Source organism: Nocardioides montaniterrae (genome assembly GCF_054782655.1).
In genome coordinates this window covers 585,631-611,597 of sequence record NZ_BAAGSB010000001.1, presented here as the reverse complement: position 1 = coordinate 611,597, position 25,967 = coordinate 585,631, and the positions used below count along the sequence as shown (strand labels likewise).

The window sequence follows — 25,967 nt, the reverse complement described above, 5'->3', positions numbered from 1 at the left end:
AAGCACGTGAAGAAGATCGCCGACTACGCCGCCCTGAGCGGCCCGATCTGCGTGGTCATCACCCTCGCCGGCTGGCTGGTCGCCGGCCTGCTGCCGCTCCCGTTCGGTCCCCATGACCAGGGCGAGATCGTGCACTTCTTCCTCGACGACCCGACCCGGGTGAAGGCCGGCTTCGTGATCGCCTCGCTCGGCACCGCCCTCGCGATGCCGCTGTGGGCGCTGGTCTCGTTCCACCTCTTCCGGATGGACCGGCGCATGCCGCTGCTGGCGATCGTGCAGGCGATGGTCGCCGTCGTCACGCTCGTCATCAACATGTTCCCGCAGCTGATCTTCGGGCTGGCGGCCTTCCGCGCCGAGCGTGACCCGGGTGACGTGGTGCTGCTCAACGACCTTGCCTGGCTGCTGCTGTTCACCGGGATCGTCCCGTTCATGATCCAGAACGTCGTGATCGGCATTGCGATCCTGCGCGACCCGCAGCAGCTCTTCCCGCGCTGGGTGGCCTGGCTGAACTTCTTCGTCGCGTTCTCGTTCCTCCCCGACCCGCTCGCCTACTTCTTCAAGAGCGGCATGTTCGCGTGGAACGGCCTCTTCGTCTTCTGGCTGGCCCTGACGACGTACTGCGTCTTCATCTTCGTCATGACCTGGGGCTGTCTCCGGGCCAACCGCACGCTCGCCGAGCTCGCCGACCCAACCCCGCAAGGAGCCTGACCATGGGCCTGATCCACGACACCGACGACCACCGCGCGATCCGCGAGAGCGTGCAGAAGATCTGCGCGCGCTACGACCAGCAGTACTTCCTCGAGCGCTCCCGGGCGGGCGAGGACATCTCCGAGCTCTGGAGGGAGCTGGGTCAGGCCGGACTGCTCGGCGTCCACCTCCCCGAGGAGTACGGCGGCGGTGGTTGCGGCATGCAGGAGGCCGTCGTCGTGGTCGAGGAGCTCTCCGCGCACGGCATGCCCATGCTCGTGTGGGTGATCTCGCCGGCGATGATCGGGTCGATCCTCGCGGCGTACGGCTCGGAGGAGATGAAGCAGAAATGGCTGCCCGGCATCGCCGACGGCACCAGGAAGATCGCCTTCGGCCTCACTGAGTCCGACGCCGGCTCCAACAGCCACGAGCTCGGCACCACCGCGCGGAAGGACGGCGACGGCTGGGTCCTCAAGGGCTCGAAGACCTTCATCTCCGCGCTCGACCAGGCCGACGCGATCCTGCTCGTCGCCCGCGACGCCGACCTCTCGACGCCGGAGAGGAAGCGGCTCTCGATCTTCGTCGTCCCGACCGACGCAGCAGGCTTCTCCTACCAGCCGATCCCGACCTCGATCGTGTCGCCGGACAAGCAGTTCAGCGTTTTCCTCGACGATGTCCGCGTCGGTGCAGAGTCCCTCGTCGGCAACGCCGGCGACGGCCTGCGCCAGGTCTTCGCCGCGCTCAACCCCGAGCGGATCCTGGTCGGCGCGATCACCGGGGGTGTCGGGAGGCACGCCGTCGAGCGGGCCGCCGACTACGCCAAGACCCGCCAGGTCTGGGACGTCCCGATCGGCCAGCACCAGGGCGTCGCCCACCCGCTCGCCGCCTGCCACATCGACGTCGAGGTGAGCCGGCTCGCCACCCAGCACGCGGCCCGCCTCTACGACCAGGGCGACCCGGGCGTCGCCGAGGCCGCCAACATCGCCAAGTACGTCGGCGCGGAGGCCGCCCTGAAGGCGCTGGACCAGGCGATCCAGACCCATGGCGGCAACGGCCTGACCCAGGAGTACGGCCTCTCCGAGCTCTGGTTCACGACCCGCCTCATGCGCACCGCCCCGGTGAGCCGGGAGATGGTCCTCAACTTCGTCGCGCAGACCTCGCTCGGCCTGCCGCGGTCCTACTGATCAGGAGATCCCATGAGCAACCCCAACGAGTTCGACGCGATCGTCATCGGCGCCGGCGCCGGCGGTCTCTTCACCGCCGCCCGGCTGCAGCACCAGGGCTACCGGACGCTCGTCGTCGAGCGGCTCGACAAGGTCGGCGGGCGTGCGTCGACGACCGATGTCGACGGCTTCAAGGTCAACGACGGCGCCATCGTCATCGAGTGCGGCGGCATCACGCAGCGCACCTGCGAGGAGGTCGGCGCGCCGTTCGAGATCCGCGAGCCGAGCCCGCCGATCCTCTACCGGATCAAGGGCAAGGACGTCGACGTCACCGGCGGCGGCTGGGGCTTCCTGCTCCAGAAGCTGACCCGCCAGGGCGCCAAGCTCGTCGGCGGCATCGGCGCGGCCCGCAAGGACGACGGCCTGCCCGAGGACCAGATGACCCTGCAGGAGTGGGTCTCGCGCTACACGAAGAACGAGGGCGTCCACGGCATCTTCCGCAACATGGCGGCCTCCGTCTTCGCGGTCGGTTCCGAGGACCTCCCGGCCAAGGTCTTCCTGACCTACTTCACCCGCAAGAGCGCCTTCAAGCGCTTCGGCTTCCACCCCGAGGGCACCATCGGCATCTGGAAGCGGCTTGCCGAGGTCGTCGAGCGTGACGGCGGCGAGGTGCGCCTCTCCACCGAGGTCGCCCGGATCGTCCTGGACGGCGACAAGGTCACCGGTGTCGTGCTCGCCGACGGCACCGCGATCAACGCACCTGTCGTGGTCAGCAACATCGGCCCGGCGGCCACGCTCGAGCTGCTGCAGGGCGCCGACGTACCTCCGGCATACGCCGACGAGGTCAAGCGCAACGACCGCCCGACCGCCATGATCACGGTCAACTTCGCCAGCCAGGAGCGTCTCATCGACGCGCCCGGCATGCTCAGCTTCGCGACCTCGCGCCGGTTGGCCTACATCGCGAACTTCACCGACACCTGTCCGGAGATGGCCCCCGAGGGCTGGAACCTGTACGTCGGCACCGCCGTCCCGAAGCCGTCCGTCGGCGACTTCGACGAGGAGGCGGAGTACGCCCTGCTGATGGAGGACCTGCGCGAGACGATCCCCGGCTTCGACGAGCGGGCGCGGATCCTCAGCAAGGTCACCACCCGCGACGGCTGGCCGCCGCAGCGTGCCGTGGCCGGCTTCGACATGTCCCACGACACCCCGTTCGCGGGCCTGTGGAACGTCGGCGACGCCGTCAAGGAGTACGCCAACGGCGGCACCACCGCCTGCGCGGAGACCGCCGAGATCATCGTCGGCAAGATCACCGCGGCGTACGCGCCGGCCGCCGGCTGAGGCAAAAATCTAATCCAGCTAAAAAGACCCGGGCATCCCCTCGCCAACAGAACATAAGTTGAGTTATGGTGATCGAAGAACCCCAGGTCATCCACCCCGATCGGAGAAGAAGATGAAGTGCGTGAGCGTCGATTTCGACAAGTGCACCGGGCTCGGCATCTGCGAGTCGCTGGCCCCCGACTTCTTCGAGGTCAACGACGACGGTGAGCTGCTCGTCCTCAAGGACGACATCTCCGACGACGAGCTGCAGGGTGTCGAGGAGGCCGTCGCCGGCTGCCCGACCGAGGCGCTGAAGATCATCGAGCGATGACCGACCAGCGTCGCCTCGTGGTCGTCGGCGCCTCCCTCGCCGGCCTCCGGGCCGTCGAGGCGGCGCGCAAGACCGGCTTCGACGGCGAGATCGTCCTGGTCGGCGGGGAGGACCACCTCCCCTACGATCGGCCGCCGCTCTCCAAGGCGTTCCTCGGCGCGGCCGACGAGGCCGGCGTGCTGCCGGAGGTGCCGTGGTTCCGCGACGAGGAGACGCTGCGCGCCGAGCTCGCGGTCGACGTACGACTCAGCACGTGGGCGACCGCGCTCGACACCGAGCGCAAGGTCCTCACGGCCGGCGGCGAGGAGATCGCGTACGACGCGCTCGTCATCGCCGTCGGCGCCCACCCCCGCCTGCTGCCGGGGGCCGAGGGCCTCGCGGGTGTGCATCCCCTGCGCACCCTCGACGACTCGCTGGCCGTGCGCGACGCGCTCGAGGCCGGTGCCCGCACCGTGGTCATCGGCGCCGGCTTCATCGGCTCCGAGGTCGCCTCGACCGCGCGCAAGCGCGGGCTGTCCGCGACCATCATCGAGGCGCTGCCCACCCCGCTGGTCCGCGCCACCGGCCACGAGATGGGTGCGGCGATCGCCGCCCTGCACGAGAAGAACGGCACCGAGCTGCGCTGCGGCGTCGGCGTCCGGGCGATCGAGGGTGACGGCAAGGTCGAGCGCGTCGTCCTCGCCGACGGCACCGAGATCCCGGCCGACCTGGTGGTCGTCGGCATCGGTGTGATCCCGTCGGTCGGCTGGCTCGAGGGCTCCGGCCTGACCATCGACAACGGCATCCTCTGCGACGAGACGCTGTGGACCGGGGTCGACGGCGTGTACGCCGCCGGCGACGTCGCCCACTGGGTCAACCCGACCATGGGCGAACGCCAGCGGATGGAGAACTGGACCGCCGCCGCCGAGCAGGGAGCGGCCGCCGCCCGCAACGCGCTCGACCCCGAGAACGCCAAGCCCTACGGCACGGTGCCCTACTTCTGGTCCGACTGGTACGACGTACGGATCCAGTTCGTCGGCTCGCCCGACGCCGAGGAGGTCCGGCTCGTCGACGGCGACCCGGCCGGCGGCTCGCGCTGGTTGGCGCTCTACCGCCGCGGCGACCGCCTGATCGGCGCCCTGACCGTCAACGGGCAGACCGAGATCATGAAGTACCGCGTGCAGATCATGAAGGGCGGTTCGTGGGAGGACGCCCTCGCCTTCGCCGAGAACCGGCGCAAGGGCCACGAGGAGAAGCTCGCCGGCCTCTGAGTGCCGGCGCGGCCACGGGACGAGCCACCCGATCGGCCAACGCCACGTCGTCCGGTGACACCCCGACCCTGTCACCGGACGACGTGCTGCGTTCCGGCATCGGACGTCAGGGAGTCAGCGCGCCGCGGACGTACGACTGGGCGTTGGCGACGACCCGGTCGATCGTCGCGCGGTTAGGCTGCCACCACTCGGCGGCCCAGTTGATCGTGCCCATCACCAGCATCTGCGCGAGGTAGGGATCGAGGTCGTCGCGGAGCTCGCCGTCCTCGGCGGCCGCCTTGAACAGGTCGCGCCACACCGAGCCGTACTTCTTCGCCTCGGCGTCGTGGCGCTCACGGATGCTGTCCGGCAGCTGGCCGGCGTTGCGGATCGCGGCTGTGGTGTAGTCGGAGATCGCGAGCTCGTGGCGCAGGTGGGCCTCGACGGCGATCAGGATCCGGTCCATCGGGGAAGCGTCGGCCGGCGCCTTGTCCAGCTCGGCCGTCAGGTGGGCGCGCATGTCGGCGAGGCCGGTCCACATGACCTCCTCGATGAGGTCCTCGCGCGAGGGGAAGTAGTAGTAGATCGCCGGCGCTTGCAGCTCGGCCACCTTCGCCACGTCGCTCAGTCGCGTGCCGGCGTACCCGCGCTTGCTGAGCACCTCCGCCGCGGCGTCGAGGATGCGCGTCCGCGTGCGCGCGGACTTCTTGTCCTTCTCGGACTGGGTCTCGACGGTGCTCGTCGGCTTCCTCGCCATGGGCGCGATTCTAAGCAGGATTCATCGGAGGTCAGCGGCCGAGGCCGCCGCGCTTGACCAGCTGGCCGGCGATGACGTTGCGCTGGATCTCGTTGGTGCCCTCACCGACGATCATCAGCGGGGCGTCGCGGAAGTAGCGCTCGACGTCGTACTCGGTGGAGTAGCCGTACCCGCCATGGATGCGTACGGCGTCCAGCGCGAGCTCCATGCCGATCTCGGAGGCGTAGAGCTTGGCCATGCCGGCCTCCATGTCGCAGCGCTCGCCGGCGTCGTACTTCTCCGCGGCGTGGAGGACCAGCTGGCGGGCGGCGGTGAGCTTGGTGGCCATGTCGGCGAGTCGGTGGCCGACGGCCTGGTGCTGCCAGATCGGCTTGCCCATGCTCTCGCGCTGCTGCGCGTAGGACAGCGCGTCGTCGAAGGCCGCCTGGCCGACGCCGAGCGCGCGGGAGGCCACCTGGATCCGGCCGGTCTCGAGGCCGCGCATCATCTGGGCGAAACCCTCGCCCTCCACCTCGCCGAGCAGCGAGGAGGTCGGGGTGCGGAAGTCGTCGAAGGCGAGCTCGCAGCTCTCGACGCCCTTGTAGCCGAGCTTGGGCAGGTCGCGGGAGACCACGAGGCCGGGGCCGTGCTCGACGAGCAGGATGGAGACGCCCTTGTGCCGCGGCTGCGCGGTCGGGTCGGTCTTGCAGAGCAGCGCGATCAGGCCAGAGCGGCGGGCGTTGCTGATCCAGGTCTTGGAGCCGTTGACGACGTACTCGGGCTCCCCGGTGGTCGAGCTTGTCGAGACCTTGGCCGACGTCTTCATCGCCTGGAGGTCCGAGCCGCCACCGGGCTCGGTGAGCGCCATCGTCGCGCGGAGCTCGCCGGTCGCCATCCGGGGCAGGTAGCGCTGCTTCTGCTCCTCGGTGCCGAAGGCCAGGATCAGCTTGGAGACGACGGTGTGGCCGCCCATCGCGCCGGCCAGGCTCATCCAGCCGCGCGCCAGCTCGGCGGTGATCTCGACGTAGCAGGGCATCGAGACGGCGACGTCGCCGTACGGCTCGGGGATGGCGAGCCCGTAGATGCCGAGCTCTTTCATCTGCTCGATCCACTTCTCGGGGTAGGTGTTGGCGTGCTCGAGCTCCTGCACGTTGCCGCGCACGTCGCGGTCGATCCAGTCGCGCACGAGCGCGACGATCTCGCGCTCCTCTGCTGACAGTGCCGCCATGGTGCTCGCCTCCGTGGGGATCCGACGTCGAACGGTGTTGCCCGTCCTGCAAAGTTTAACGTAGATTAAAAGAATGCAGAACGTCAACGTCGCGCCGCGGCGCTCCTCGCTGTGTGTCCCCGCCGGCGACGACCACAAGCTGCGCAAGGCACTCGCCGCCGGCGCCGACGAGGTCGTCATCGACCTCGAGGACGCGGTGGCGTACGCCGACAAGGACCGTGCTCGGGCCGCGCTGGTCGCCTTCGACTGGTCGTCGGCCGACTCCTCGGCTGCGGTCGCGGTGCGGGTCAACGCCCCCGGGTCCCCCTGGTGCCACCGCGACCTCGAGGCCGTCGCGGGCCTTGCCGCGGTGGGATCGGTCGTGGTGCCCAAGGTCGAGAGCCGTGCCGACGTCGGCTTCGTCGAGCGCCTGCTGGCGGGCCTCGAGGCGGAGCTCGGCCGCACGGTCCCGCTCGGCGTCCAGGCCCTCGTGGAGACGGCGACCGGCATCGTCGGCCTGCGTGACATCGTCGGTGACGTGCACCGGCTGACCTCCGTCATCGTGGGGTACGCCGACCTGGCCGCTTCCCTAGGTCGCGCCCGTGGCGCGGGTCCGGAGTCGTGGGCCGGCGTACGGGACGCGGTGGTGCTCTACGCCCGCGCGGCCGGGATCGCCGCCGTCGACGGTCCGTACCTCGGGGTCGCCGACGACGAGGCGTTCCGCTCCGACGTGGGCCACGCGGCCGTCCTCGGGTTCGACGCCAAGTGGGTGATCCATCCCCGTCAGGTGTCGGCCGTCAACGCCGCCCTCACCCCGAGCGCCGAGGTGGTCGACCACGCGGAGCGCGTGCTCGCCGCACTGGCGGCGGCTGCCGCCGAGGGCAGGGGCGCCGGGGTCGTCGACGGAGCACTGGTCGACGAGGCGATGGCGCGCGACGCCCGCCGGGTCCTGGGGCGGGTGGTGGCATGAGCATCGACGTCGCGGGCCCATGGTTCGACGAGCTCGAGGTCGGCCAGGTCTTCGACCACGCCCCGGGCTGCACGCTGACCGAGGGAAGAGTGGCCGTGCACCAGGCGATCGTGGGGGACCGCTGGCGACTCGGTCTCGACGACGACCTCTCCCGTCAGGTGGCCGGCGCCGTCCTCGCCGGCCCGATGCTCGTCACCAACCTCGCCATCGGCCAGTCGACCGTCGCCACCCAGCGCGTGCGCGCCAATCTCTTCTACCGGCGCCTGGCGCTGCTCCGGCAGCCCGCGATCGGTGACACGCTCCGCACCACCACGGCCGTGGTCGGCCTGCGCGAGAACCGGCGCCGGGAGGGCCGGGACGCCACCGGTCTGGCTGCGCTGCACATGCGGACCGTGGACCAGCACGCCAGGCCGGTCCTCGACTTCTACCGGTGCGCGATGATCCCGCTCAGCCCGGGCGCGGCGCCGACCGGCCATGCCGACGACCTCGACGCGATCGGTGTCGGGTCGGTGGACGTCAACGCCCTGGTGCCCGATTGGTCGCACGCGGCGTACGCCCGGGGCTCGGCGCTGCCAGCCGTCGGCGCGGTGCTCCGGGTCGCCTCCGGCGACGTCGTCTCGAGCGCTCCCGAGCTGGCCCGGCTGACCCTCAACGTCGCGGCCGTGCACCACGACCGGCATGCCCAGGGCGAGCGCCTGGTGTACGGCGGTCACACCATCTCGATCGCCGCCTCCCAGGTCCTCCGCGCCCTCCCGGATCTCGCCACCGTGCTGGCCTGGGAGTCCTGCGACCACACCGGGCCGGTCCGCGAGGGCGACACGCTGACCAGCGAGATCGCCGTCGGTGCGATCACCGACGTGGGCGAGTGGAAGGTCGTCGACCTGCGGGTCGTCGTCATCGCCGACGGCGAGCGACCGGTCCTCGACTGGCGGTTCGCCGCGCTGCATCCGTAGGGATCAGCGACGGCGCGCCCGCAGGTCGTCCGGCCCGATCTCGGCACCCGTGGTGGCGGCGTACGAGCGGTCGATCGCGATCAGCACGCGATCGAGCGCCGTGTCGCGCTCCTTGGCGTCGGTGCCGTGGAGGGCGCCCTCGGTGTGCAGCATCGAGAACCCGTGGACGGCCGACCAGCAGGTGATCTCGGCGTCGACGCGGGCTTCGGGGGAGAGGAAGCCGACCTCGACCAGGTCGTCGAGCGTGTGGCTGAGGATCGCGAACGGGTCGCGCTCCGCCGTGGGCCACGTCGTCGGCCAGGCCGACGTGGAGGCGAAGGCCAGCCGGAAGAGGCCGGGCTCGGCGAGCGCGAAGTCGACGTACCCCCGCCCGGTCTCGGCCAGGCGCCGGCGGGCCCGGAGGACCGGCTCCCGCGTCCGTACGCCGGCCAGCCGCTTCTCCATCGACGCGACGAGCTGTTCCATCGCCCACCCCGCGACCTCGGTGACGAGCTCGTCGCGATCGGCGAAGTGGCGGTAGGCCGCGTTGTGGGACACCCCGACCCGGCGCGCGAGGTCGCGCAGCGCGAGTCCCTCGTGGCCGTTCTCGCGCACGGCGGCGACGGCGGCCTCGATCAGCGACTCGCGCAGGCGGCCGTGGTGGTAGGGCGATGCACTCACCCGACGAGCCTAGCGCCGATCGGCGTCAGAGTTGACACCGTCAACATGGCATGTCACCTTTGGGATGTTGACACCGTCCACTTCAAGGAGCGCCCATGTCGCGCAAAACGCTGATCCTCCTGACCGTCTGTCTGGCGACACTGGTCATCAACATCGGCACGATGATCGTGAACATCGCGCTCCCGAGCCTCGCCGAGCAGCTGCATGCGAGCACCAAGGACCTGCTCTGGATCGTCGACGGCTACAACCTCGCGTTCGCCGCGCTGGTGCTCGCGATGGGCAGCCTGTCGGACCGCTTCGGCCGCCGCCCCGCACTGATGATCGGCCTCGGGGGCTTCGCGGTCAGCAGTGCCGCGGCCGCCCTGGTCGACTCCAGCGGCACCCTGATCGCGGCGCGGGTCGCGATGGGTGTCTTCGCCGCCCTCATCTTCCCGACGACGCTGTCGATCATCTCCAACACCTTCACCGAGCGGCGCGAGCGCGCCGCCGCGATCGGCCTCTGGGGCGCCTCGTCCGGTGTCGGCGTCGCGCTGGGCCCGGTCTCGGGCGGGTTCCTGCTCGAGCACTACAGCTGGCACAGCATCTTCTGTGCGCTGGTCCCGATCAGCGTCGGCGCCCTGCTGCTGACGCTGCTGTTCGTCCCCGAGTCCCGCGACCCCGAGGTCCCCCGGATCGACCGCGCCGGCTTCGTCATCTCGGTCGCCGCGCTGGCCATGCTGACCTGGACGATCATCGAGGCTCCCGATCGGGGCTGGGGCTCCGCCCAGACGTTGACCGGCTTCGGCATCGCCGCCGCGCTGCTGCTGACGTTCGTCCTCGTCGAGCGCCGCGTCGCGCACCCGATGATCGACGTGACGCTGTTCGCCGACCGCCGCTTCAGCGCGGCCTGCGCAGCCGTCACGATCGCGTTCTTCGCCCTGTTCGGCTTCATCTTCCTGATCACGCAGTTCTTCCAGTTCGTGCGGACCTACACCCCGCTGGAGACCGGAGTGCGTTTCCTCCCCGTCGCATTCGCGATCGCCGCCTCGTCGATCATCGGCAGCCGGATCGCTCCCCGCCTCGGCACGCGGTACGTCGTCACGCCCGGCATGGTCCTGATGGGCGCCGGCTTCCTGTGGATCGCCCAGTCGCAGACCGACATCAGCTACGCCCACGTCGTCATCCCGCAGATGCTGATCCTCGGCTCCGGCATCGGCCTGGTCACCGCGCCCGCCACCGAGTCGATCATGCGCGTCCTCCCGCCGTCGCGCGCCGGCGTCGGCTCGGCCGTCAACGACGCCACCCGCGAGCTCGGCGGAACCCTCGGCGTCGCGATCGTCGGGTCGGTCTTCTCCTCGAGGTACGCCGACCGCCTGATCGCCCTGGCCGGCGACCGCCTGCACGGCTCGATGGCCACGCAGGCCGCGGATTCCGTCGGCTACGCCCACGCGGTCGCGCAGAAGGTCCCCGCCCTGGCCCCGATCGTGGACCGGGCATTCCTGGACGGCTTCTGGCTGGCCTGCACCGTCGTGGGCATCCTGTGCCTGGTCGGTGCCGTCGCGTCCTTCGTCGCCCTGCCGGCCGACCGCTACGACCCGCTCGAGGTCATGCCCGGCGACGAGCTGGACGAGATCCTCGCTGCTCAGGGCATCGTGTAGCCGCCGCTGACGCTGAACAGCTGCCCGGTCACCTGGCGACTCATCCGCTCGGAGGCCAGGAACAGCACCGAGGCGGCGATGTCCTCGGCCGACGTGAGGCGACCGAGCGGCGTGTCCTTCAACAGGTACGCCGCTTGGTCGTCGTTGAAGACGTTGTCCTTGCCGACCGACCAGAGGCTGGAGGCGCCGACGGCGTCCGGGCCGTCCGGTACGACGAGTCCCGGGCAGACGATGTTCGAGCGGATGCCGTGGCGGCCGTGCTCGCGGGCGGTGGTGCGGGCGAGGGCCACGACGGCGGCCTTGGTGGCGCCGTACACGCCCTGGCGGATCTGGCCGAAGGCCGACTCGCTGGCGATGAACACGATCGATCCCCGACCCTGCTCGCGCATGGGGCCCAGCACAGCCTGGGTTGCGGCGATCGCGGTGAAGAAGTTGACCTCGACCGTCTTCTGCCAGTTGTCGCGGTCGGTGTTCTTGGCGATGAAGCCGGGGACGCTCCAGCCGGCGTTGTTGACGAGCACGTCGACCCCGCCCCAGGCCGTGATCGCGGCGTCGGCGGCGCGCTGCGCCTCGCCCTCGACCGTCAGGTCGCCCACGACGACCTCGACCGCCGCGGCTCCCAGCGCGAGGGCCTCGGCCGCCGCCTTGGCGGCCTGGTCGCCGTCGATGTCGGAGAGCACGATCCGGCCGCCCTCGGCGGCGAACGCGTGCACGATGCCGCGCCCGATGTTGGACGCCCCGCCGGTGATGACGACGCGTGCCTGGGCGAGTCCGAGGTCCATGGGTGCTCCTTCGTGGGCGGGATCGGTGGCTCCCAGCGTGGTGCTTGACACGTTCCGAGCGCCACGCCTAGTCTGCCATAAGTCAACTTACGTTAATCCAGATTCAAAAACTTGGTCTCGGTTGCAAGCAAGGGGGAACAGCATGGCGAACCTGGTCGCCGGCGTCGCGAAGCCGACGCGCGCGCTGGGTGACGTGCTGGCGATGACGCTGGACGCGCTCGTCATCCTGTTCACCAAGCGCTTCTCGTGGCGCGAGTGCGTCGCGCAGGCCTGGTTCATCGCCCGTGTCTCCCTGGTGCCGACGCTCCTGGTGATGCTCGGCTTCATGCTGCTGGTGATCTTCGAGGTCAACCTGCTGCTCAAGGACCTCGGCGCGCTCGACCTCTCCGGGGGCATCGCGGGCATCGCTGCGGTCCAGCAGATCGGCCCGTTCGTCGCGGTCGTCGTGGTCGCCGGAGCGGGAGGTACGGCGATGTGCGCCGACCTGGCCGCCCGCACGATCCGCGAGGAGATCGCGGCCATGCAGGTCCTCGGCATCGACCCGATCCAGCGCCTGGTGGTGCCACGCATCGTGGCGGCCGTCTTCGTCTCGATCGTGCTCAACGTGCTGATCTGCGCGGGCGGCCTGGCCGGCGGGTTCTTCTTCTCGGTCTACCTCCAGGGCGTCACGCCCGGGGCGTACGTCGCCAGCATCCCGCTGTTCACCGGCCTTCCCGAGCTCGGCGTCAGCATGTTCAAGGCGTTCACCTTCGGACTGATCGCGGCGATCATCGCCTGCTACCGCGGCCTCAACGTGGCCGGTGGCTCGAAGGGTGTCGGCGACGCCGTCAACCAGGCCGTCGTCATCACCGTCGCGGTCCTGGTGCCCGTCAGCCTGACCATCACGCTCATCCAGTTCGCGGTTCTCTAGGCAGGGCGACCCATGACGACCACCAACCCGCGCCTCGCGGACCTCGCCTCGCGGCCCGCCAAGGCGCTCGACGCCATCGGCGCCCACGGCCTGTTCTACGCGCGCGTCCTGCTCAACCTGCCGCGCGCGGTCACCAAGCACCGCGGCGAGGTCTTCCGGCTGATCGCCGAGCTCGGCACCGGCACCGGCGCCCTCGCGATGGTCGGCGGCTCGGTGGTCATCGTCACCTCGATCACCTTCTTCGCCGGCGCGGTCGCCGCCGCGCAGGGCTTCGACTCCTCCTCGAGCATCGGCGTCGGCTCGCTCAGCCCGCTGCTCGCGGCGTTCTTCACCGCTCGGCTCTCCACACCGCTGCTCGCGGGCGTGGCGCTCGCGGTCACGCTCGGCGCGGCCACCACCTCACAGCTCGGCGCGATGCGGATCAGCGAGGAGATCGACGCGATCGAGGTGATGGCGATCCCGTCGCTGCCCTACCTCGCCTCGACCCGTGTCGCCGCCGGACTGATCGTGATCACGCCGCTGTACGTCTTCGCCACCCTCGGCGGCTTCCTCGCCGACTACCTGCTGCTGGTCTTCTTCTACGACGTCGGCCAGGGCAACTTCTCCCACTACTTCTTCCTCTACCTGCAGCCGCTGGACATCGTGTTCTCCTACATCCAGGTGCTCGGGATGGTCGTGGTGATCATGCTGATCCACACCTTCTACGGCTACACGGCCAGCGGCGGCCCGGCCGGTGTCGGCGAGGCCGTCGGCCGCTCGGTCCGCGCCTCTCTGAGCGGCGTGATGATCGTCAACCTGCTCATCGGCATGGCCATCTACGCCAACGTCAACACCTTCCACCTGGCGGGCTGATGATGAACAAGAACCTGACCCGGATCGCCGGCATCGGCCTGACCCTCGTGGTCGTCGGTGCGTTCGCGCTCACCGCCGCGCTCTACAACCGCGCCTTCACGCACCCGGCGCACGTCACGCTCACGACCGACCGCGCGGGCCTGGTCATGGATGCCGGCAACAAGGTCAAGCTGCGCGGCGTCGAGATCGGCCGGGTCGGCTCGGTGCGGCTCGAGGGCGGCAAGGCCGTGATCGTCCTGGACATCGACCGCGACGAGATCGGCCAGGTGCCCGCCAACGCCAGCGCGCAGATCCGCGCGACCACCGTCTTCGGAGCCAAGTACGTCGAGCTGGTCCCGCCCGCCACGGGGGCGAGCGGGCACCTCGCCGACGGCGGCACGGTCCGGGCCGGTGGAGTGACCGTCGAGGTCAACACCGTCTTCGACCAGCTCGACCGCGTTCTCGGCGGGCTGGACGTCACCGGTCTCAACACCACGCTGTCCGTCCTCTCCAGCACCCTCGAGGGCCGCGGCGACCAGATCGCAGCAGTCGCCGCCAAGGCCGACCGCTACCTGACCGCGCTCCAGCCCGCGCTCCCGCAGCTGCGGCGCGACCTCCTGGGCGTCGCACAGCTGGCGCGGCTCGGCGTACGCATCTCGCCGGCGCTGCTCTCGATCCTGCGCAACGCCACCGTCACCGCCCACACGGTCAACACCAACGAGGCCGCCGTGACCCAGCTGCTGGTCGACCTGTCGGTCCTCGGCGAGCACGGCGCGAAGGTGCTCGGCGCGAACGGCGACGCGCTCGCCACCATGCTGCGCACGCTGCGTCCCTCGGCCGCCACGCTGCACGCTTACTCGACCGAGCTGCCCTGCCTGTTCCAGGGCATCGACAACACGCGCGCCGAGATGGCCAAGGTGATCGGCGGTACGACGCCCGGCCTCCGCGCGCTGGTGAGCATCCGCTCCAAGCTGCCGAAGTACACGGTCCCGCGCGACCTGCCGGGCCTGCCGCACGGACGCGGCCCCGACTGCGCCGCGCTCCCGCGGCTCAGCACCAGCCAGATCCCCTACCCGGAGCGGGGGCCGGTCCAGTGAAGATCACCGGTCCCGCGATCAAGCTCGCGATCTTCGGCCTCGCCGGCGCCGTCATGTTCGCGCTCCTCTACCTGACCCTCGGCCAGATCCGCCTGGGCTCGAGCACGAGCTACCACGCGATGATGAGCGACGTCAGCGGCCTGTCCTCGGGCGACCTGGTCCGCGTCGCCGGCGTACGCGTCGGGCAGGTGGACGGGGTCCACATCGCCGCCCACGACGCGGTCGAGGTCGACTTCCACGTCGACGCCGACCAGCACCTCACCGACCGGACCCAGGTCCTGGTCCGCTACGAGAACCTGCTCGGCGATCGCTACCTCGAGCTGCAGCAGCCGGGAGCCGGCGGCACCGCCCTCGCTGACGGCGCGACCATTCCCGCGAGCCGTACGACGCCCGCGCTCGACCTCGACGTCCTGCTCAACGGCTTCCACCCGCTGTTCCGCGGGCTCCAGCCGGCCCAGGTCAACGAGCTCGCCACCAACCTGATCCAGACCCTGCAGGGCCAGGGCGGGACGGTCCAGTCACTGCTCGGACAGACCGCGTCGCTGACCAACGGGCTGGCCGACGACGGCAAGGTGATCACCGCGCTGATCAGCCACCTGGACAGCCTGCTGGGCCACGTGAACTCGCGGGACACCCAGCTGCGCCAGACCATCACCCAGTTCCAGCGCCTCGTCTCCGGCCTGGCCAAGGACCGCGACCCGATCAGCACCTCGGTGGTGTCGATCAACCGGATGACCGAGCGTCTCGCGGGCCTCTTCCAGCAGGTGCGCCAGCCGTTCCACTCGACCGTGATCGCCGTCGACCGGCTCGCGAAGCTGCTCAACACCAACACGGCGACGCTCAACAAGGTGCTGGCCTCGCTGCCCGGGGCCTACCAGGTGCTCGACCGGGTCGGGTCGCACGCCTCGACCTTCAACTTCTACCTCTGCTCGGTCCAGCTCAAGATCTCCGGTCCGGGTGGCAGGCCGATCATGACGCCCGCTGTCCGCAGCTCGCAGGAACGGTGCAACTGATGATGATGTTCCGTGAGCGCAACCCGCTCCCGCTCGGTGTGGTCGTGGTCGTGTGGCTGGTCGCCACGATCCTGGTGGTCCTCAACATCAACGGGATCGTCGACGCGTTCGGCCGCCACTACAGCGTGATGCTGCCCGAGGCCGCCGGCCTCAAGCAGGGCGATCCGGTCCGCGTCAGCGGGCTCCAGGTCGGCCGGGTCGGCACGGTGAAGCTGTCTGGCCCTGGCGTCCTGGTCGACTTCTCCATCACCGACGGCCACGTGACCCTCGGTGACCAGACGTCGGCGAAGGTCAGCGTGCAGACCGTCCTCGGCGACAAGGCGCTCCAGCTCACGCCTGCCGGCAGCGGCGCCCTCGCCGCAGGGTCGACCATCCCGATGGCTCGCACCTCCGTGCCGTACGACGTCACCGACGCACTGTCCGACCTCCAGCAGAAGACCGCCCGGATCGACGTACCCAAGGTCGCGCAGGCGCTGACGACGGTGGCCTCGACCGTGCGCGGCTCGACTTCCGAGCTGCGCTCGGCCCTGACCGGCGTCAGCCGGATCTCGGCCGTCGTGGCCAGCCGCGACGGCGCCCTGCGCAGCCTGCTCGGCAACGCGCGGCAGTTCAGCAAGCTGCTCGCCGACCGCAGCGGCGACATGACCCAGCTGGTCCGCGACGGCAACGTGTTCTTCGCGGCGCTGCTCAAGCGCCGCAACGACATCGCGCACCTGCTCGCCAACATCACGGCGATGACCAACTCGCTGGACGGGCTGGTCAAGGACAACCAGAAGGCACTCGCGCCGGCGCTCGACGGCCTCAACAAGGTCCTGGGCACGCTGCAGACGAACAAGTCGAACATCGACGCCGCGCTGCGCGGGCTGTCGGTCTACGTCACCGGCCTCGGCGAGGTCGTCGGCTCCGGGCCGTTCTTCACGGCGTACCTCCAGAACGTCCTGCCCGGCAACATGCTCTCGCCCGACCTCCGGTCGTTCGGCTTCAACCCGCTGGGACAGCTCGGCACGCTCAAGGGGGTCAATCGATGAGTACAGGTCTGCGTGGCCTCGTCACGTCCAGCAGGCTCCGGGTCCTGGTGCCGCTCGCCCTGGTCGTCGCCCTCCTGGGCGCGTTCACCTTCGACCGGAGCCAGCGCACCGACGTCACGGCGTACTTCTCCTCGACCGACGGGATCTACGCCGGCGACGAGGTTCGCGTCCTCGGCGTACCGGTCGGGAAGATCGACTCGATCAAGCCCGTCGACGGGAAGGTCGAGGTCAAGCTGCACGTCGACGGCGACGTCGTGCTGCCGGCCGACGCCAAGGCCGTCGTGGTCGCGCCGTCGCTGGTGAGCAGCCGCTACATCCAGCTCGCGCCGAGGTACGCCGGCGGCCCCACGCTGCAGGACGGCGCGACGATCCCCCTCGCGCGGACCTCGGTGCCGGTCGAGTGGGACGCCATCAAGGGCCAGCTCAACGACCTGGTGACCGCGCTCGGACCGAACGGCGCGAACCGCGACGGCGCGCTCAACGACCTGATCGGCGCCGGTGCCGACGCGATGAAGGGCGAGGGCGGCCGGCTGAACCGGACCATCGCAGACCTCGCCTCCGCGATCCGCGTCCTCGACTCGGGCAGCGACGACGCGTTCGGGACGGTCCGCAACCTGGCTGTCTTCTCCGCGGCGATGCGGCGGAGCGACACCCAGACCGGCCAGTTCATCGCGCGGCTCGACTCGGTCTCGCAGCTGCTGTCCTCCGACCGGCACCTGGTCCGGACCGCGTTGAAGGGCCTCGGGGTGGCGGTCGGCGACGTCGAGACGTTCGTGCGGACCCACCGCAAGCGGATCGGTACGTCGCTCACCCGGCTCACCGACATCATGCAGCTGGTCAACCGGCACCAGGGCGACCTCGCGCAGATCCTGCACGCGGCCCCGAACGCGCTGGCGAACCTCACGGAGTCCTACCACCAGCGCCAGAACGCGGTCGGTGTCGACCTGCACGCCGCCAACATCCACTCGCCGGGCCAGCTGATCTGCGGTGCCATCGGTGGCGCGGCCGGCACCAGCGGTGCGGCCACCGAGAAGCTCTGCTCGAACCTGATCGGCAACCTGCTCGACGGGCTCGGCAACACCCCGCAGGCACAGCAGACCCTCACCTCGCTCCTGCTGCTGATGGGAGGCCTCCAGTGAACCTCTCCCGAGCCGTCCGTGCGGCCGCCGCGGCGAGCGCCGGAGCGATGGTCCTGAGTGGCTGCTCCTTCGGCGGGATCAACCAGATGGTGCTGCCCGGTGCCAAGGGCACCGGCTCCCACGCCCTCCACGTCACCGTCGACCTGCCGAACGTCGGCACGCTGACGCCGAACGCCCAGGTCAAGGTCGGCGACATCGCCGTCGGCTCGGTGACCTCGATCAAGGTCGTCGACTGGCACGCGCGCGCCGAGCTCAGCCTCGAGCCCGGCACGACCGTGCCCGCCAACGCCCTGGCCCGCGTCGGCGTCAACACGCTCCTCGGGGCGGCGTACGTCGAGCTCGACGCCCCTGCGCGACCCCAGGGCCAGCTCGCCGACGGCGCGACCATCCCGCTCAGCCGCGGTCACGCGTATCCCTCGACCGAGCAGGTGCTCTCGGCCGCGTCGGTCGCGCTGAACGGAGGCGGGCTCGAGCAGGTCAGCACGATCACCCGCGAGCTGAACAAGGTGCTCGGGGGCGACGACCACGCGGTCGCGGACCTGCTGCCACGCCTCAACTCCTTCGTCGGCACGCTCAACGGTCAGCGGAGCCAGATCCTCGGCGCGATCCGGGACATGAACACCCTGGCCAAGCGCTTCGACGGCTCGCACAAGGTCATCGACGACGCCCTGGCCCAGCTCGGTCCGGCGGTCGAGGTGCTCTCCCGCAACCGGCCCGCCCTCACCAAGGCGCTCACGTCGCTGACCCGCCTCAGCGGGGTCGCGACGCCGCTGGTCGACCGGGTCCGCGGCGACCTGATCGGTGACCTCAAGGACCTCCAGCCCGCGTTGGTCGCCCTGCAGAAGGCCGGGCCCAGCCTGGTGCGGGGCCTCGGGTTCGCGATCACCTTCCCGTTCGCGCCGGAGACCGTGCAGAACGTCTGCCGCGGCGACTACTGCAACCTCGACCTCACCCTCGACCTGACCAACACCGCGCTGGTCAACGGCTTCACCACGCCCAGTGGCGGGATCGGCGTACCCGGGCTTCCCGGTCTCGACCTGACCAAGCTCTTCGACTCGCTCACCGGTGGTGGGGGCGGGCTGCTCACGCCGCTGCTGGGCGGCGGGCAGGCCACGACGCAGTCGGGCACGAGGTCGGGTTCGCCCTCGCCCTCCGGCTCGTCGACCGGCCTGACCTCGGTGCTCGGCGGACTCCTCGGAGGTGGACGATGAAGGGCGCCTCGGCACTCATCAAGAAGCAGCTGGTCGCGTTCGCGATCCTCTCGGTGGTCGGCATCGTCGTGCTGGCGATGACCTTTCTCCGCGTGCCCGAGCAGCTGGGCATCGGTCGCTACCACGTGCGTGCCGACTTCCGGCAGGCCGCGGGGCTCTACAGCGGCGCCGAGGTCACCTATCTCGGCCACCCGATCGGCAAGGTCGACTCGCTCGAGGTCGACGGCGACCACGTCGTGGCCGACCTCAAGCTGACCGACGACACCTCGGTGCCGTCCGGTGTCATCGCGGCGATCCACAGCCGGTCCGCCGTCGGCGAGCAGTACGTCGCCCTCACGCCTCAGGGATCGGCCGCCGGGCCGGTGCTCGCGGACGGCGACGTCATCCCGGTCTCGCGCACGAGCTATCCGATCGAGATTGGGCCGGTGCTCGACCACGTCGACGCCCTGGTGAAGAGCCTCGACCAGGACAAGCTCAACGCGCTGCTGAGCGAGACCGACCAGGGCCTCAGCGGTCGCGCGGGCGACCTGCAGTCGATCCTCGACGACTCCTCGGCGCTGATCGACACGGCCTCGCGGAACCTGGCTCCGACCAAGGCGCTGCTGCGCGACGCCGAGCCGGTCCTCTCGATGATCAACAGCCACGCACCGCAGATCGCCGACCTCAGCCACAACCTCGACCAGGTCACCGCCGAGCTCCGCGCGGGCGACGGCGACATCCGGGCGCTGCTGAAGGACGGTCCGTCGTTCACCGGCACCACGGTCAGCTTCATCGACCAGCTCGGCCGCCAGCTGCCGCCGCTGAGCGCTGCCACGAACCCGGTCCTGCGCACCCTGTTCATCTACAACCCGGCCCTCGAGCAGCTGCTCAGCGACTACCCGGAGACCCTGAGCCGGGTCCAGTCCGTCACCTTCGGCAGCGGCTCGGACGCGATGGTCCGGCTGACGCTGTCGAACCTGATGGACCCGCCCGAGTGCACCAAGGGCTTCATCCCGGCGTCGAGGTGGACCATGCCGAGCGACACGGCGCCGCGGCGTACGCCGTTGGTCTACTGCACCGAGTCGCACTCCGACCCGCGCGACGTCCGCGGCGTGCGCAACATCCCGTGTCCGCTGGACCCCGCGCGCCGTGAGGGCGACGCGACGAAGTGCTGAGGAGCGCGCCGATGACCAGAGCTGCCCAGATCCGCGGTGACTACGCGACGCTGCGCATCAGCCTCGCGCTCGTGGGCTGCTACGTCGGCTTCGGGCTGCTGGGGTTCGCGGTGTGCGCGGGCTTCTGGCCGCCGCCGGGGGAGGGCTGGAGCGCCCAGGCGATCCACGGCTACTTCGTGGCGCACAAGACTGGCCTGACCGCCGGCATGGTGATGATGGCGTTGGCCGGTCCGTTCTACGTGACGTGGAGCGTGGCGATCAGCAAGGTGATCGGGCGGATCGAGGGCCCGATGGGCACGCTCGCGAACATCCAGATGATCGGTGGCCTGCTCACGGGCCTGGTCACCTTCACGCCGGCCACGATCTGGATCACCGCCGCCTTCCGCGTCGAGCACCGTTCGGCCGAGACCGTGCAGACGCTGTACGACTTCGGCTGGATGTTCTTCGACACCACATTCGTCTGCTCGGCGCTGCAGAGCGTGGCCCTCGCGGTCGCGATCCTGCGCGACCACCGCAACCCCGGGCTCTACCCGCGCTGGTTCGCGTACGTCGCCCTCTTCACCGCCGCCTGCTACGTCCCGCTCACGGTGATGCCGTTCGTGAAGAACGGCCTGTTCGCCTGGCAGGGCGGCATCAGCTTCTGGCTGGTCTTCGTCGAGTTCTTCGTCTTCACCCTGCTCGCCACCCGGCTCACCTGGCAGGCGGCCAACCGTCTCGAGGCCGAGGACCTGGCCGGCGTACCTGCCTGACCCTTCCCCAACCCGCAACACGAAAGGCAGTCGCATGCGCCTGGGCATGATCATGGACCACACCGGCGGCTTCGCCGACGCGGCCGACCTCCTGGTCCGCTACGAGGAGGCGGGGCTCGACCTGGTCGCCGTGGCGGAGGCCTACTCCTTCGACGCGGTCAGCCAGCTCGGCTACCTCGCGGCGCGCACGGAGAAGCTGCAGTTGATGTCGGCGATCTTCCAGATCTACTCGCGTACGCCGTCGCTGACCGCGATGACCGCCGCCGGGCTCGACTACGTCTCGAACGGCCGGTTCAACCTCGGCCTCGGTGCCTCCGGGCCCCAGGTCATCGAGGGGTTCCACGGGGTCAAGTACGACGCCCCGCTCGGCCGCACGCGTGAGGTGATCGAGATCTGCCGCCAGGTGTGGCGTCGTGAGCCGGTCGAGTTCCGCGGCAAGCACTACACCGTGCCGATGACCAAGGAGGACGGCGGATCCGGGCTCGGCAAGCCGCTCAAGCTGATCAACCACCCCGTGCGGCCGAGCATCCCGATCTCGGTGGCCGCCCTGGGTCCCAAGAACGTCGAGCTCGTCGCCGAGGTCGCGGACGGCTGGCAGCCGATCTTCTTCCACCCGCAGCTGGCGCAGAAGGCGTGGGGCGAGTCCCTCGCCGCCGGCCTGGCCCGGCGCTCGCCCGAGCTGGGCGAGCTCGACATCCAGCTCCAGCTCAACTTCTTCGCCGGCGAGCCGACGCCCGAGGCGGTGCAGGCCGTGCGCGGACAGCTGGCCCACTACATCGGTGGCATGGGGGCGCGGGACAAGAACTTCTACAACCAGCTGGCCTGCCGCTACGGCTACGAGACCGAGGCGGCGCAGATCCAGGACCTCTACCTGTCCGGCCAGAAGGAGGCCGCTGCGGCGGCGGTGCCCGAGGACCTGTGGCGCGCCGTCTCGCTGATGGGCGACGACGCCGATCTCGAGCGGCAGGTGGCGGAGTTCGCGGCCGCCGGCGTACGCACGCTGATGCTGAACCCGCTCGCGACCTCCACCGACGAGCGGGTCGAGCACGTCCGGACCCTGGCCGGCATCCTCAAGCGGTAGCCGCGCGGCGGTGCTCGTTGACCTGCCGGTCGATGAGCGCCGCCACCGCCGCGGGGTCGTCGAGCATCGGCATGTGCCCGACCCCGCGCAGGACCTCGGTGCGGAACGGCAGGTACTCGTAGCGCATCTGCGCCCATGGCCCGTCCAGCACCCGGTCGTACTCGGACCACACGATGGTGGCTGGCACGTCGAGCGGCCCGATCGGGCTCATGTAGCGCACCTGCTTGTCGCCGATCGCGATCTCCAGCGCGTCGCAGTTCGCGAGGTCACGGACGAAGGCGCGTGCGGTCCTCAGGTCCGACGCCTCGCGGTGCTCCACGACGGGGCGCATCACGGCCCGGCGTACGGCGCCCGTGGCCAGCATCGTGGGGAAGCGGTCGAGCCGGCGGGCGACCTGGCGACCCAGCGCGAAGCGGCCCAGCAGGTTGCGCTCGTCGCCGGTGCCGGGGAGCCAGCCGCCGGCAGGGGCGAGGCACAGCACCGACAGCGCGCGGCCGCGCTCGGCCAGCCGCAGCGCCAGCCAGCCGCCGAGCGAGTTGCCGACCACGTGCACGCGGTCGAGCCCGGCCTCGTCGAGCAGCCGCTCGAGGTCGTCGACCATCCGCTCGGTCGCGGGCCGCGAGAGGTCCTTCTCCAGCGGTGTGCCGCCGCGGTGCCCCGCGATCGTCGCGGGGATGAGGTCGAGGTGGGGCAGGTGGAGGGCGACCTCGCTCCACACCCAGGGCCCGCATCCCATGCCGTGCAGGAGGAGCACGGGCTCTTGCGGATGCATGACGCAGACCATAACATAACTCAACTTATGTTTCGTTCCTGATGGAGGTGCGCGATGTCGAACATCGCGATCAACGACGCCATGTTCCTGCTCGGCGAGGGCCAGGGCCGTCCGGCACAGGTGGTTGCCCTCCAGCTGTGGCGGCCGCCGGCCGATGTCGACGCGGCGGAGTGGATCGAGTCGCTCTACCAGGAGCTCCTCACCGCCGACGACCTCAAGGAGCCGTTCCGCCGCCGGGCCGGGCGCTCGCTGGCCTCGCCGTCGACGTACCGCTGGCACGACGGTGAGGAGATCGACCTCGACCACCACGTACGCCGATCGGCGCTGCCGGGCAAGGCACGTGTGCGGGAGCTGCTCGAGGCGGTCTCCATCGAGCACGGCGTCGCGCTCGACCGCCGCCGCCCGCTCTGGGAGCTCCACATCTACGAAGGTCTCGAGGACGGTCGCTACGCGACCGCGCTCAAGACCCACCACGCGATCCTGGACGGCATGTCGCTGGCCAAGCACGTGCTGGGCAGCCTGTCGCCGGACCCGCAGCGGCGCGACTGCCGCCCGATTTGGGCGGGGGAGGATGCGCCGGCTCCGTCGGTGCCGCAGCGTGCCCGCAGCGTCCGCCACGCGCTCGCACCGCTGACCCGGTCCGTGGGCGCGGTCGGCTCGCTCGTCGAGATGTCGCGCGACCTCAACGCGCACCTGCCGTTCGAGGCGCCGCCGTCGCCGCTCAACGTCAAGGTCGGCGGCGCCCGCCGCTTCGCCGGCGACAAGTGGCCGCTGGAGCGGATGAAGGCCGTCGCCTCGGCCGCGGGCGGCACGGTCAACGACGTCGGCCTGGCCATGTGCGGCGCGGCGCTGCGCGGCTACCTCGACGAGCTCGGCCTGCTGCCGGACCGCTCGCTGGTCGCCATGGTGCCGGTCTCCGTGCGCCACAAGGACGCCGTCGTCGGTGCCGCGGGTGGCAACGCCTTCGGGGCGATGCTCTGCGACCTCCGGACGACCGAGGACGACGGCGTCGCCCGGCTCGGCTCGATCTGCGACCAGACCCGCGCGGCCAAGGAGCGGTACGGCGCCATGTCGGCCGCTGAGATCCTCGCGGTCAGCAAGCTGATCATGGGCGGCGCGATCATCTCGTCGATAACGGGCATCACCGCGCTGCCGCGGCAGCCGTTCAACCTGATCATCTCCAACGTGCCGGCCACGGACTTCCCGCTCTACTACAACGGCGCGGAGATGACCGACATCTACCCGGTCTCGATGATCTCCGAGGCGCAGGCCATGAACATCACCATGAGCAAGTACGCCGGCAACATGAACTTCGGCATCGTCGGCGACCGCAAGGCGCTGCCCAGCCTGCAGCGGATCCTGGTCCACCTCGACCAGGCGCTGAGCGACCTGGAGAAGGCCGTCGCACGCTGATGGGCCCCGGCGACGCGATCAGGCCGCTCCTCGCCGCGCCGGGGGCGCTGCTGCGCGCCGCGATCCGCGTGGAGCAGGAGGGCCAGCGGATGCTGCTCCCTCCTGTGGGCGACGAGCCCGCTTCCGTCGTACGCCGTCCCGCGGCGCGTGAGGGGGGCGCTGCCGTCGTCCTGGCCGCCCTGCAGGAGAAGGCCCTGCACCAGAGCAGCGCCGAGGCCGAGGAGGCACTCGCCCTGGCGCTGCTGCTGCAGCTGGTGCCCGACGAGGCCCGGCTGCTGACGACCTTGGCGCGTGCCGGTTGGGTCGCGGCTGTCGATGTCGTCCCGCGCTCGCGCGGTGGGATCGACGCGATCGTGGGCGCGAGCCTGCTCGGCCGCCGCGCCGGGGTCGCCCTGCTGGACCGTACGCCGACCTACCTGGCCCGCCTGCGCTCCTTCGGGCTGGTCGCCGAGACCGAGCTGCGTGCCGGCCACGACCAGGAGCTCGAGATCCTGATGGCCGAGCCGAGCGTCCTCGCGGTCCTGCGGGCCGGGCGGCACGCGGGTCGCGCGCCGGTCACCCGGCGCTACGGCCTGGAGGTCGCGCCGCTCGGCGAGCTGGTGCTGCGGGTCGCGGGAGACGGCGGCACGTCGTGATCCCGCTGCTGGTGGCGTGGCCGGAGATCCGGGCCGACCTCTCCGCGCACTGGTACGTCTACGCCTCGATGCCGTTCATCGCCTCGGCGATCGGCTACGTCACCAAGATCGTGGCGATCGAGATGCTCTACCGGCCGATGCAGTTCGTCGGCATCGGCCCGATCGGCTGGCAGGGCCTGGTGCCGCGCCGCGCCGGCAAGGTCGCCGCGGTCACCATCGAGCTGCTCACCGAGAACCTGCTCAAGGTCGAGGACATGCTCGAGAAGATCGACGGTGCCGACGCGGTCGAGGCCCTGCGCGAGCCGCTCACCCATGCGGTCGACGAGGTCGCGCGGGAGGTGGTCGACCTGATGGCCCCCGGCGGCTGGGACGCCCTGCCGCTCGGCGTACGCCATGGCGTGATCACGCGCATCCGTGGCCGCGCGCCGGCCGTCGTGGATCGACTGCTCGCCGAGGTCCGTGCCGAGCCCGACCGCTACATCGACATCCACCACCTCACCGTCAGCACGCTCGTCGAGCACAAGGCACGGTTGAACACGATGATGCGGGAGACCGCGGGCGCCTCGATGCTGTTCCTGCGGCGTACCGGCCTGGTCTTCGGGCTCGGCATCGGCGTCGTGCAGACGGTCGCCTGGGCGGTGCTGCACAAGGTCTGGATCATGCCGGCGTTCGGCCTGGTGACCGGGTTCTTCAGCGACTGGCTGGCCCTGACCCTGCTGTTCCGACCGCAGTCGCCGCGTCGGGTCCTCGGCGTACGTTGGCAGGGCGTGCTGCACGCCAACCGCGACCAGATCACCCGTGACTACGCCCGGATCATGGCCGCCGACCTCTTCGAGCCGTCGGCGCTCATCGCCGCGCTGCTCGACGGCAGCGGCTCGGACCGCCTCTTCGCCCTGGTGCAGCGCGAGGTTGCCGACGAGCTGCGTCGCCAGCTCGGTCCCGCGCGGCCGCTGCTGCAGATCGGCGTCGGCACCGACCGCTACCGCGAGATGCAGCGCATCGTCGCCCAGCGCACGCTGGCGATGGTGCGCTCGATGCCCGAGGTCGAGAGGTACGCCGCCGAGGTGCTCGACGTCGAGAACGTCCTCGCCTCGAAGATGGCCCAGCTGACCCCCGAGCAGTTCGAGGGCATCATGCGCCCGATCTTCAAGGACGACGAGTGGCTCATGATCAGCGTCGGCGCCCTCCTCGGCTTCGCCGTCGGTGAGCTCCAGGTCGAGGTCGTCACCCGGCTCGGCGGCGCCTGAGGTCGACGTGGCCCG

At 70.5% G+C, this 25,967-nt stretch carries 26 protein-coding genes; 21 read left to right on the top strand and 5 right to left on the bottom strand.

The annotated features are described in order from the left end of the window. The first annotated feature begins 6 nt into the window (after positions 1-6). From ACYVJ3_RS03240 to ACYVJ3_RS03220, 5 genes are all read left to right on the top strand, one after another. Positions 7-708, top strand: a complete 702-nt coding sequence (locus ACYVJ3_RS03240) for a hypothetical protein (RefSeq protein ID WP_460851047.1) — start codon at positions 7-9, stop codon at positions 706-708. Positions 709-710: 2 nt separating this feature from the next. Next, positions 711-1,871, top strand: a complete 1,161-nt coding sequence (locus ACYVJ3_RS03235) for an acyl-CoA dehydrogenase family protein (protein WP_460851046.1) — start codon at positions 711-713, stop codon at positions 1,869-1,871. Between the two features lie 12 nt (positions 1,872-1,883). Further along, positions 1,884-3,188, top strand: coding sequence for a phytoene desaturase family protein (locus ACYVJ3_RS03230; protein ID WP_460851045.1), 1,305 nt, complete (start codon positions 1,884-1,886; stop codon positions 3,186-3,188). A 112-nt stretch (positions 3,189-3,300) separates the two neighbouring features. Beyond that, on the top strand, positions 3,301-3,498 hold the full coding sequence (locus ACYVJ3_RS03225) for a ferredoxin (protein ID WP_460851044.1): 198 nt from the start codon (positions 3,301-3,303) through the stop codon (positions 3,496-3,498). Next, the gene (locus ACYVJ3_RS03220) at positions 3,495-4,748 is read left to right on the top strand and encodes an NAD(P)/FAD-dependent oxidoreductase (protein WP_460851043.1); all 1,254 of its coding nucleotides are present in this window, start codon (positions 3,495-3,497) and stop codon (positions 4,746-4,748) included. Before ACYVJ3_RS03225 ends, ACYVJ3_RS03220 begins: the two co-directional genes overlap by 4 nt. A 106-nt stretch (positions 4,749-4,854) precedes the next feature. Here ACYVJ3_RS03220 and ACYVJ3_RS03215 read toward each other — a convergent pair whose 3' ends face one another. Together ACYVJ3_RS03215 and ACYVJ3_RS03210 are read right to left on the bottom strand one after the other, a co-directional pair. Next, a complete protein-coding gene (locus tag ACYVJ3_RS03215; RefSeq protein ID WP_460851042.1) occupies positions 4,855-5,484 on the bottom strand; it encodes a TetR/AcrR family transcriptional regulator in 630 nt (209 codons plus the stop codon). 31 nt (positions 5,485-5,515) lie between these two features. Then, on the bottom strand, positions 5,516-6,691 hold the full coding sequence (locus ACYVJ3_RS03210) for an acyl-CoA dehydrogenase family protein (RefSeq protein ID WP_460851041.1): 1,176 nt from the start codon (positions 6,689-6,691) through the stop codon (positions 5,516-5,518). A 73-nt stretch (positions 6,692-6,764) separates the two neighbouring features. Between ACYVJ3_RS03210 and ACYVJ3_RS03205 the strand changes: the two genes are divergently transcribed. Next, on the top strand, positions 6,765-7,640 hold the full coding sequence (locus tag ACYVJ3_RS03205; RefSeq protein WP_460851040.1) for an HpcH/HpaI aldolase/citrate lyase family protein: 876 nt from the start codon (positions 6,765-6,767) through the stop codon (positions 7,638-7,640). Continuing rightward, a complete protein-coding gene (locus ACYVJ3_RS03200) occupies positions 7,637-8,593 on the top strand; it encodes a MaoC family dehydratase (RefSeq protein WP_460851039.1) in 957 nt (318 codons plus the stop codon). Before ACYVJ3_RS03205 ends, ACYVJ3_RS03200 begins: the two co-directional genes overlap by 4 nt. A 3-nt stretch (positions 8,594-8,596) precedes the next feature. Here ACYVJ3_RS03200 and ACYVJ3_RS03195 read toward each other — a convergent pair whose 3' ends face one another. Next, complete coding sequence (locus tag ACYVJ3_RS03195) at positions 8,597-9,253, bottom strand: TetR/AcrR family transcriptional regulator (RefSeq protein ID WP_460851038.1); 657 nt, start codon at positions 9,251-9,253, stop codon at positions 8,597-8,599. 95 nt (positions 9,254-9,348) lie between these two features. Between ACYVJ3_RS03195 and ACYVJ3_RS03190 the strand changes: the two genes are divergently transcribed. Beyond that, positions 9,349-10,890: a DHA2 family efflux MFS transporter permease subunit gene (locus ACYVJ3_RS03190; protein WP_460851037.1), complete on the top strand. Its 1,542-nt coding sequence runs from the start codon at positions 9,349-9,351 to the stop codon at positions 10,888-10,890. On the opposite strand, the gene ACYVJ3_RS03185 is transcribed toward ACYVJ3_RS03190, so the two are convergent. Continuing rightward, positions 10,875-11,672 (bottom strand): SDR family NAD(P)-dependent oxidoreductase, encoded by a 798-nt coding sequence (locus ACYVJ3_RS03185; protein ID WP_460851036.1) that lies wholly within the window; start codon positions 11,670-11,672, stop codon positions 10,875-10,877. The two genes, ACYVJ3_RS03190 and ACYVJ3_RS03185, sit on opposite strands and share 16 nt — an antisense overlap. Before the next feature lie 142 nt (positions 11,673-11,814). On the opposite strand from ACYVJ3_RS03185, the gene ACYVJ3_RS03180 reads away from it, so the two are divergent. From ACYVJ3_RS03180 to ACYVJ3_RS03135, 10 genes are read left to right on the top strand one after another with little or no spacing between them, the layout of a single operon-like run. Continuing rightward, complete coding sequence (locus tag ACYVJ3_RS03180; RefSeq protein WP_460851035.1) at positions 11,815-12,582, top strand: MlaE family ABC transporter permease; 768 nt, start codon at positions 11,815-11,817, stop codon at positions 12,580-12,582. 12 nt (positions 12,583-12,594) lie between these two features. Continuing rightward, the gene (locus ACYVJ3_RS03175; RefSeq protein WP_460851034.1) at positions 12,595-13,434 is read left to right on the top strand and encodes an MlaE family ABC transporter permease; all 840 of its coding nucleotides are present in this window, start codon (positions 12,595-12,597) and stop codon (positions 13,432-13,434) included. Next, a complete protein-coding gene (locus tag ACYVJ3_RS03170) occupies positions 13,434-14,510 on the top strand; it encodes an MCE family protein (protein ID WP_460851033.1) in 1,077 nt (358 codons plus the stop codon). Before ACYVJ3_RS03175 ends, ACYVJ3_RS03170 begins: the two co-directional genes overlap by 1 nt. Then, on the top strand, positions 14,507-15,523 hold the full coding sequence (locus ACYVJ3_RS03165; protein WP_460851032.1) for an MCE family protein: 1,017 nt from the start codon (positions 14,507-14,509) through the stop codon (positions 15,521-15,523). The genes ACYVJ3_RS03170 and ACYVJ3_RS03165 overlap by 4 nt, the downstream gene beginning before the upstream one ends. Next, positions 15,523-16,551: an MCE family protein gene (locus tag ACYVJ3_RS03160; protein ID WP_460851031.1), complete on the top strand. Its 1,029-nt coding sequence runs from the start codon at positions 15,523-15,525 to the stop codon at positions 16,549-16,551. Before ACYVJ3_RS03165 ends, ACYVJ3_RS03160 begins: the two co-directional genes overlap by 1 nt. Next, positions 16,548-17,690: an MCE family protein gene (locus ACYVJ3_RS03155; RefSeq protein WP_460851030.1), complete on the top strand. Its 1,143-nt coding sequence runs from the start codon at positions 16,548-16,550 to the stop codon at positions 17,688-17,690. The genes ACYVJ3_RS03160 and ACYVJ3_RS03155 overlap by 4 nt, the downstream gene beginning before the upstream one ends. Next, positions 17,687-18,901, top strand: coding sequence for an MCE family protein (locus tag ACYVJ3_RS03150; protein WP_460851029.1), 1,215 nt, complete (start codon positions 17,687-17,689; stop codon positions 18,899-18,901). Before ACYVJ3_RS03155 ends, ACYVJ3_RS03150 begins: the two co-directional genes overlap by 4 nt. Next, positions 18,898-20,055: an MCE family protein gene (locus ACYVJ3_RS03145; RefSeq protein ID WP_460851028.1), complete on the top strand. Its 1,158-nt coding sequence runs from the start codon at positions 18,898-18,900 to the stop codon at positions 20,053-20,055. Before ACYVJ3_RS03150 ends, ACYVJ3_RS03145 begins: the two co-directional genes overlap by 4 nt. 11 nt (positions 20,056-20,066) lie before the next feature. Then, complete coding sequence (locus ACYVJ3_RS03140; protein ID WP_460851027.1) at positions 20,067-20,804, top strand: hypothetical protein; 738 nt, start codon at positions 20,067-20,069, stop codon at positions 20,802-20,804. 34 nt (positions 20,805-20,838) lie between these two features. After that, the gene (locus ACYVJ3_RS03135) at positions 20,839-21,885 is read left to right on the top strand and encodes an LLM class F420-dependent oxidoreductase (RefSeq protein ID WP_460851026.1); all 1,047 of its coding nucleotides are present in this window, start codon (positions 20,839-20,841) and stop codon (positions 21,883-21,885) included. Here ACYVJ3_RS03135 and ACYVJ3_RS03130 read toward each other — a convergent pair. Then, complete coding sequence (locus tag ACYVJ3_RS03130; RefSeq protein WP_460851025.1) at positions 21,875-22,657, bottom strand: alpha/beta fold hydrolase; 783 nt, start codon at positions 22,655-22,657, stop codon at positions 21,875-21,877. The genes ACYVJ3_RS03135 and ACYVJ3_RS03130 overlap by 11 nt on opposite strands. Positions 22,658-22,711: 54 nt before the next feature. Between ACYVJ3_RS03130 and ACYVJ3_RS03125 the strand changes: the two genes are divergently transcribed. The 3 genes from ACYVJ3_RS03125 to ACYVJ3_RS03115 are packed head-to-tail and all read left to right on the top strand — an operon-like array spanning position 22,712 to position 25,952. Next, entirely contained in the window at positions 22,712-24,070 is a 1,359-nt protein-coding gene (locus ACYVJ3_RS03125; protein WP_460851024.1) for a wax ester/triacylglycerol synthase family O-acyltransferase, read from the top strand. Next, positions 24,070-24,705 carry an Abi-alpha family protein gene (locus ACYVJ3_RS03120; protein ID WP_460851023.1) on the top strand — a complete coding sequence of 212 codons (636 nt, stop codon included), beginning with the start codon at positions 24,070-24,072 and terminating at the stop codon, positions 24,703-24,705. The genes ACYVJ3_RS03125 and ACYVJ3_RS03120 overlap by 1 nt, the downstream gene beginning before the upstream one ends. Then, positions 24,702-25,952, top strand: a complete 1,251-nt coding sequence (locus tag ACYVJ3_RS03115) for a DUF445 domain-containing protein (protein WP_460851022.1) — start codon at positions 24,702-24,704, stop codon at positions 25,950-25,952. Before ACYVJ3_RS03120 ends, ACYVJ3_RS03115 begins: the two co-directional genes overlap by 4 nt. Positions 25,953-25,967: the final 15 nt, after the last annotated feature.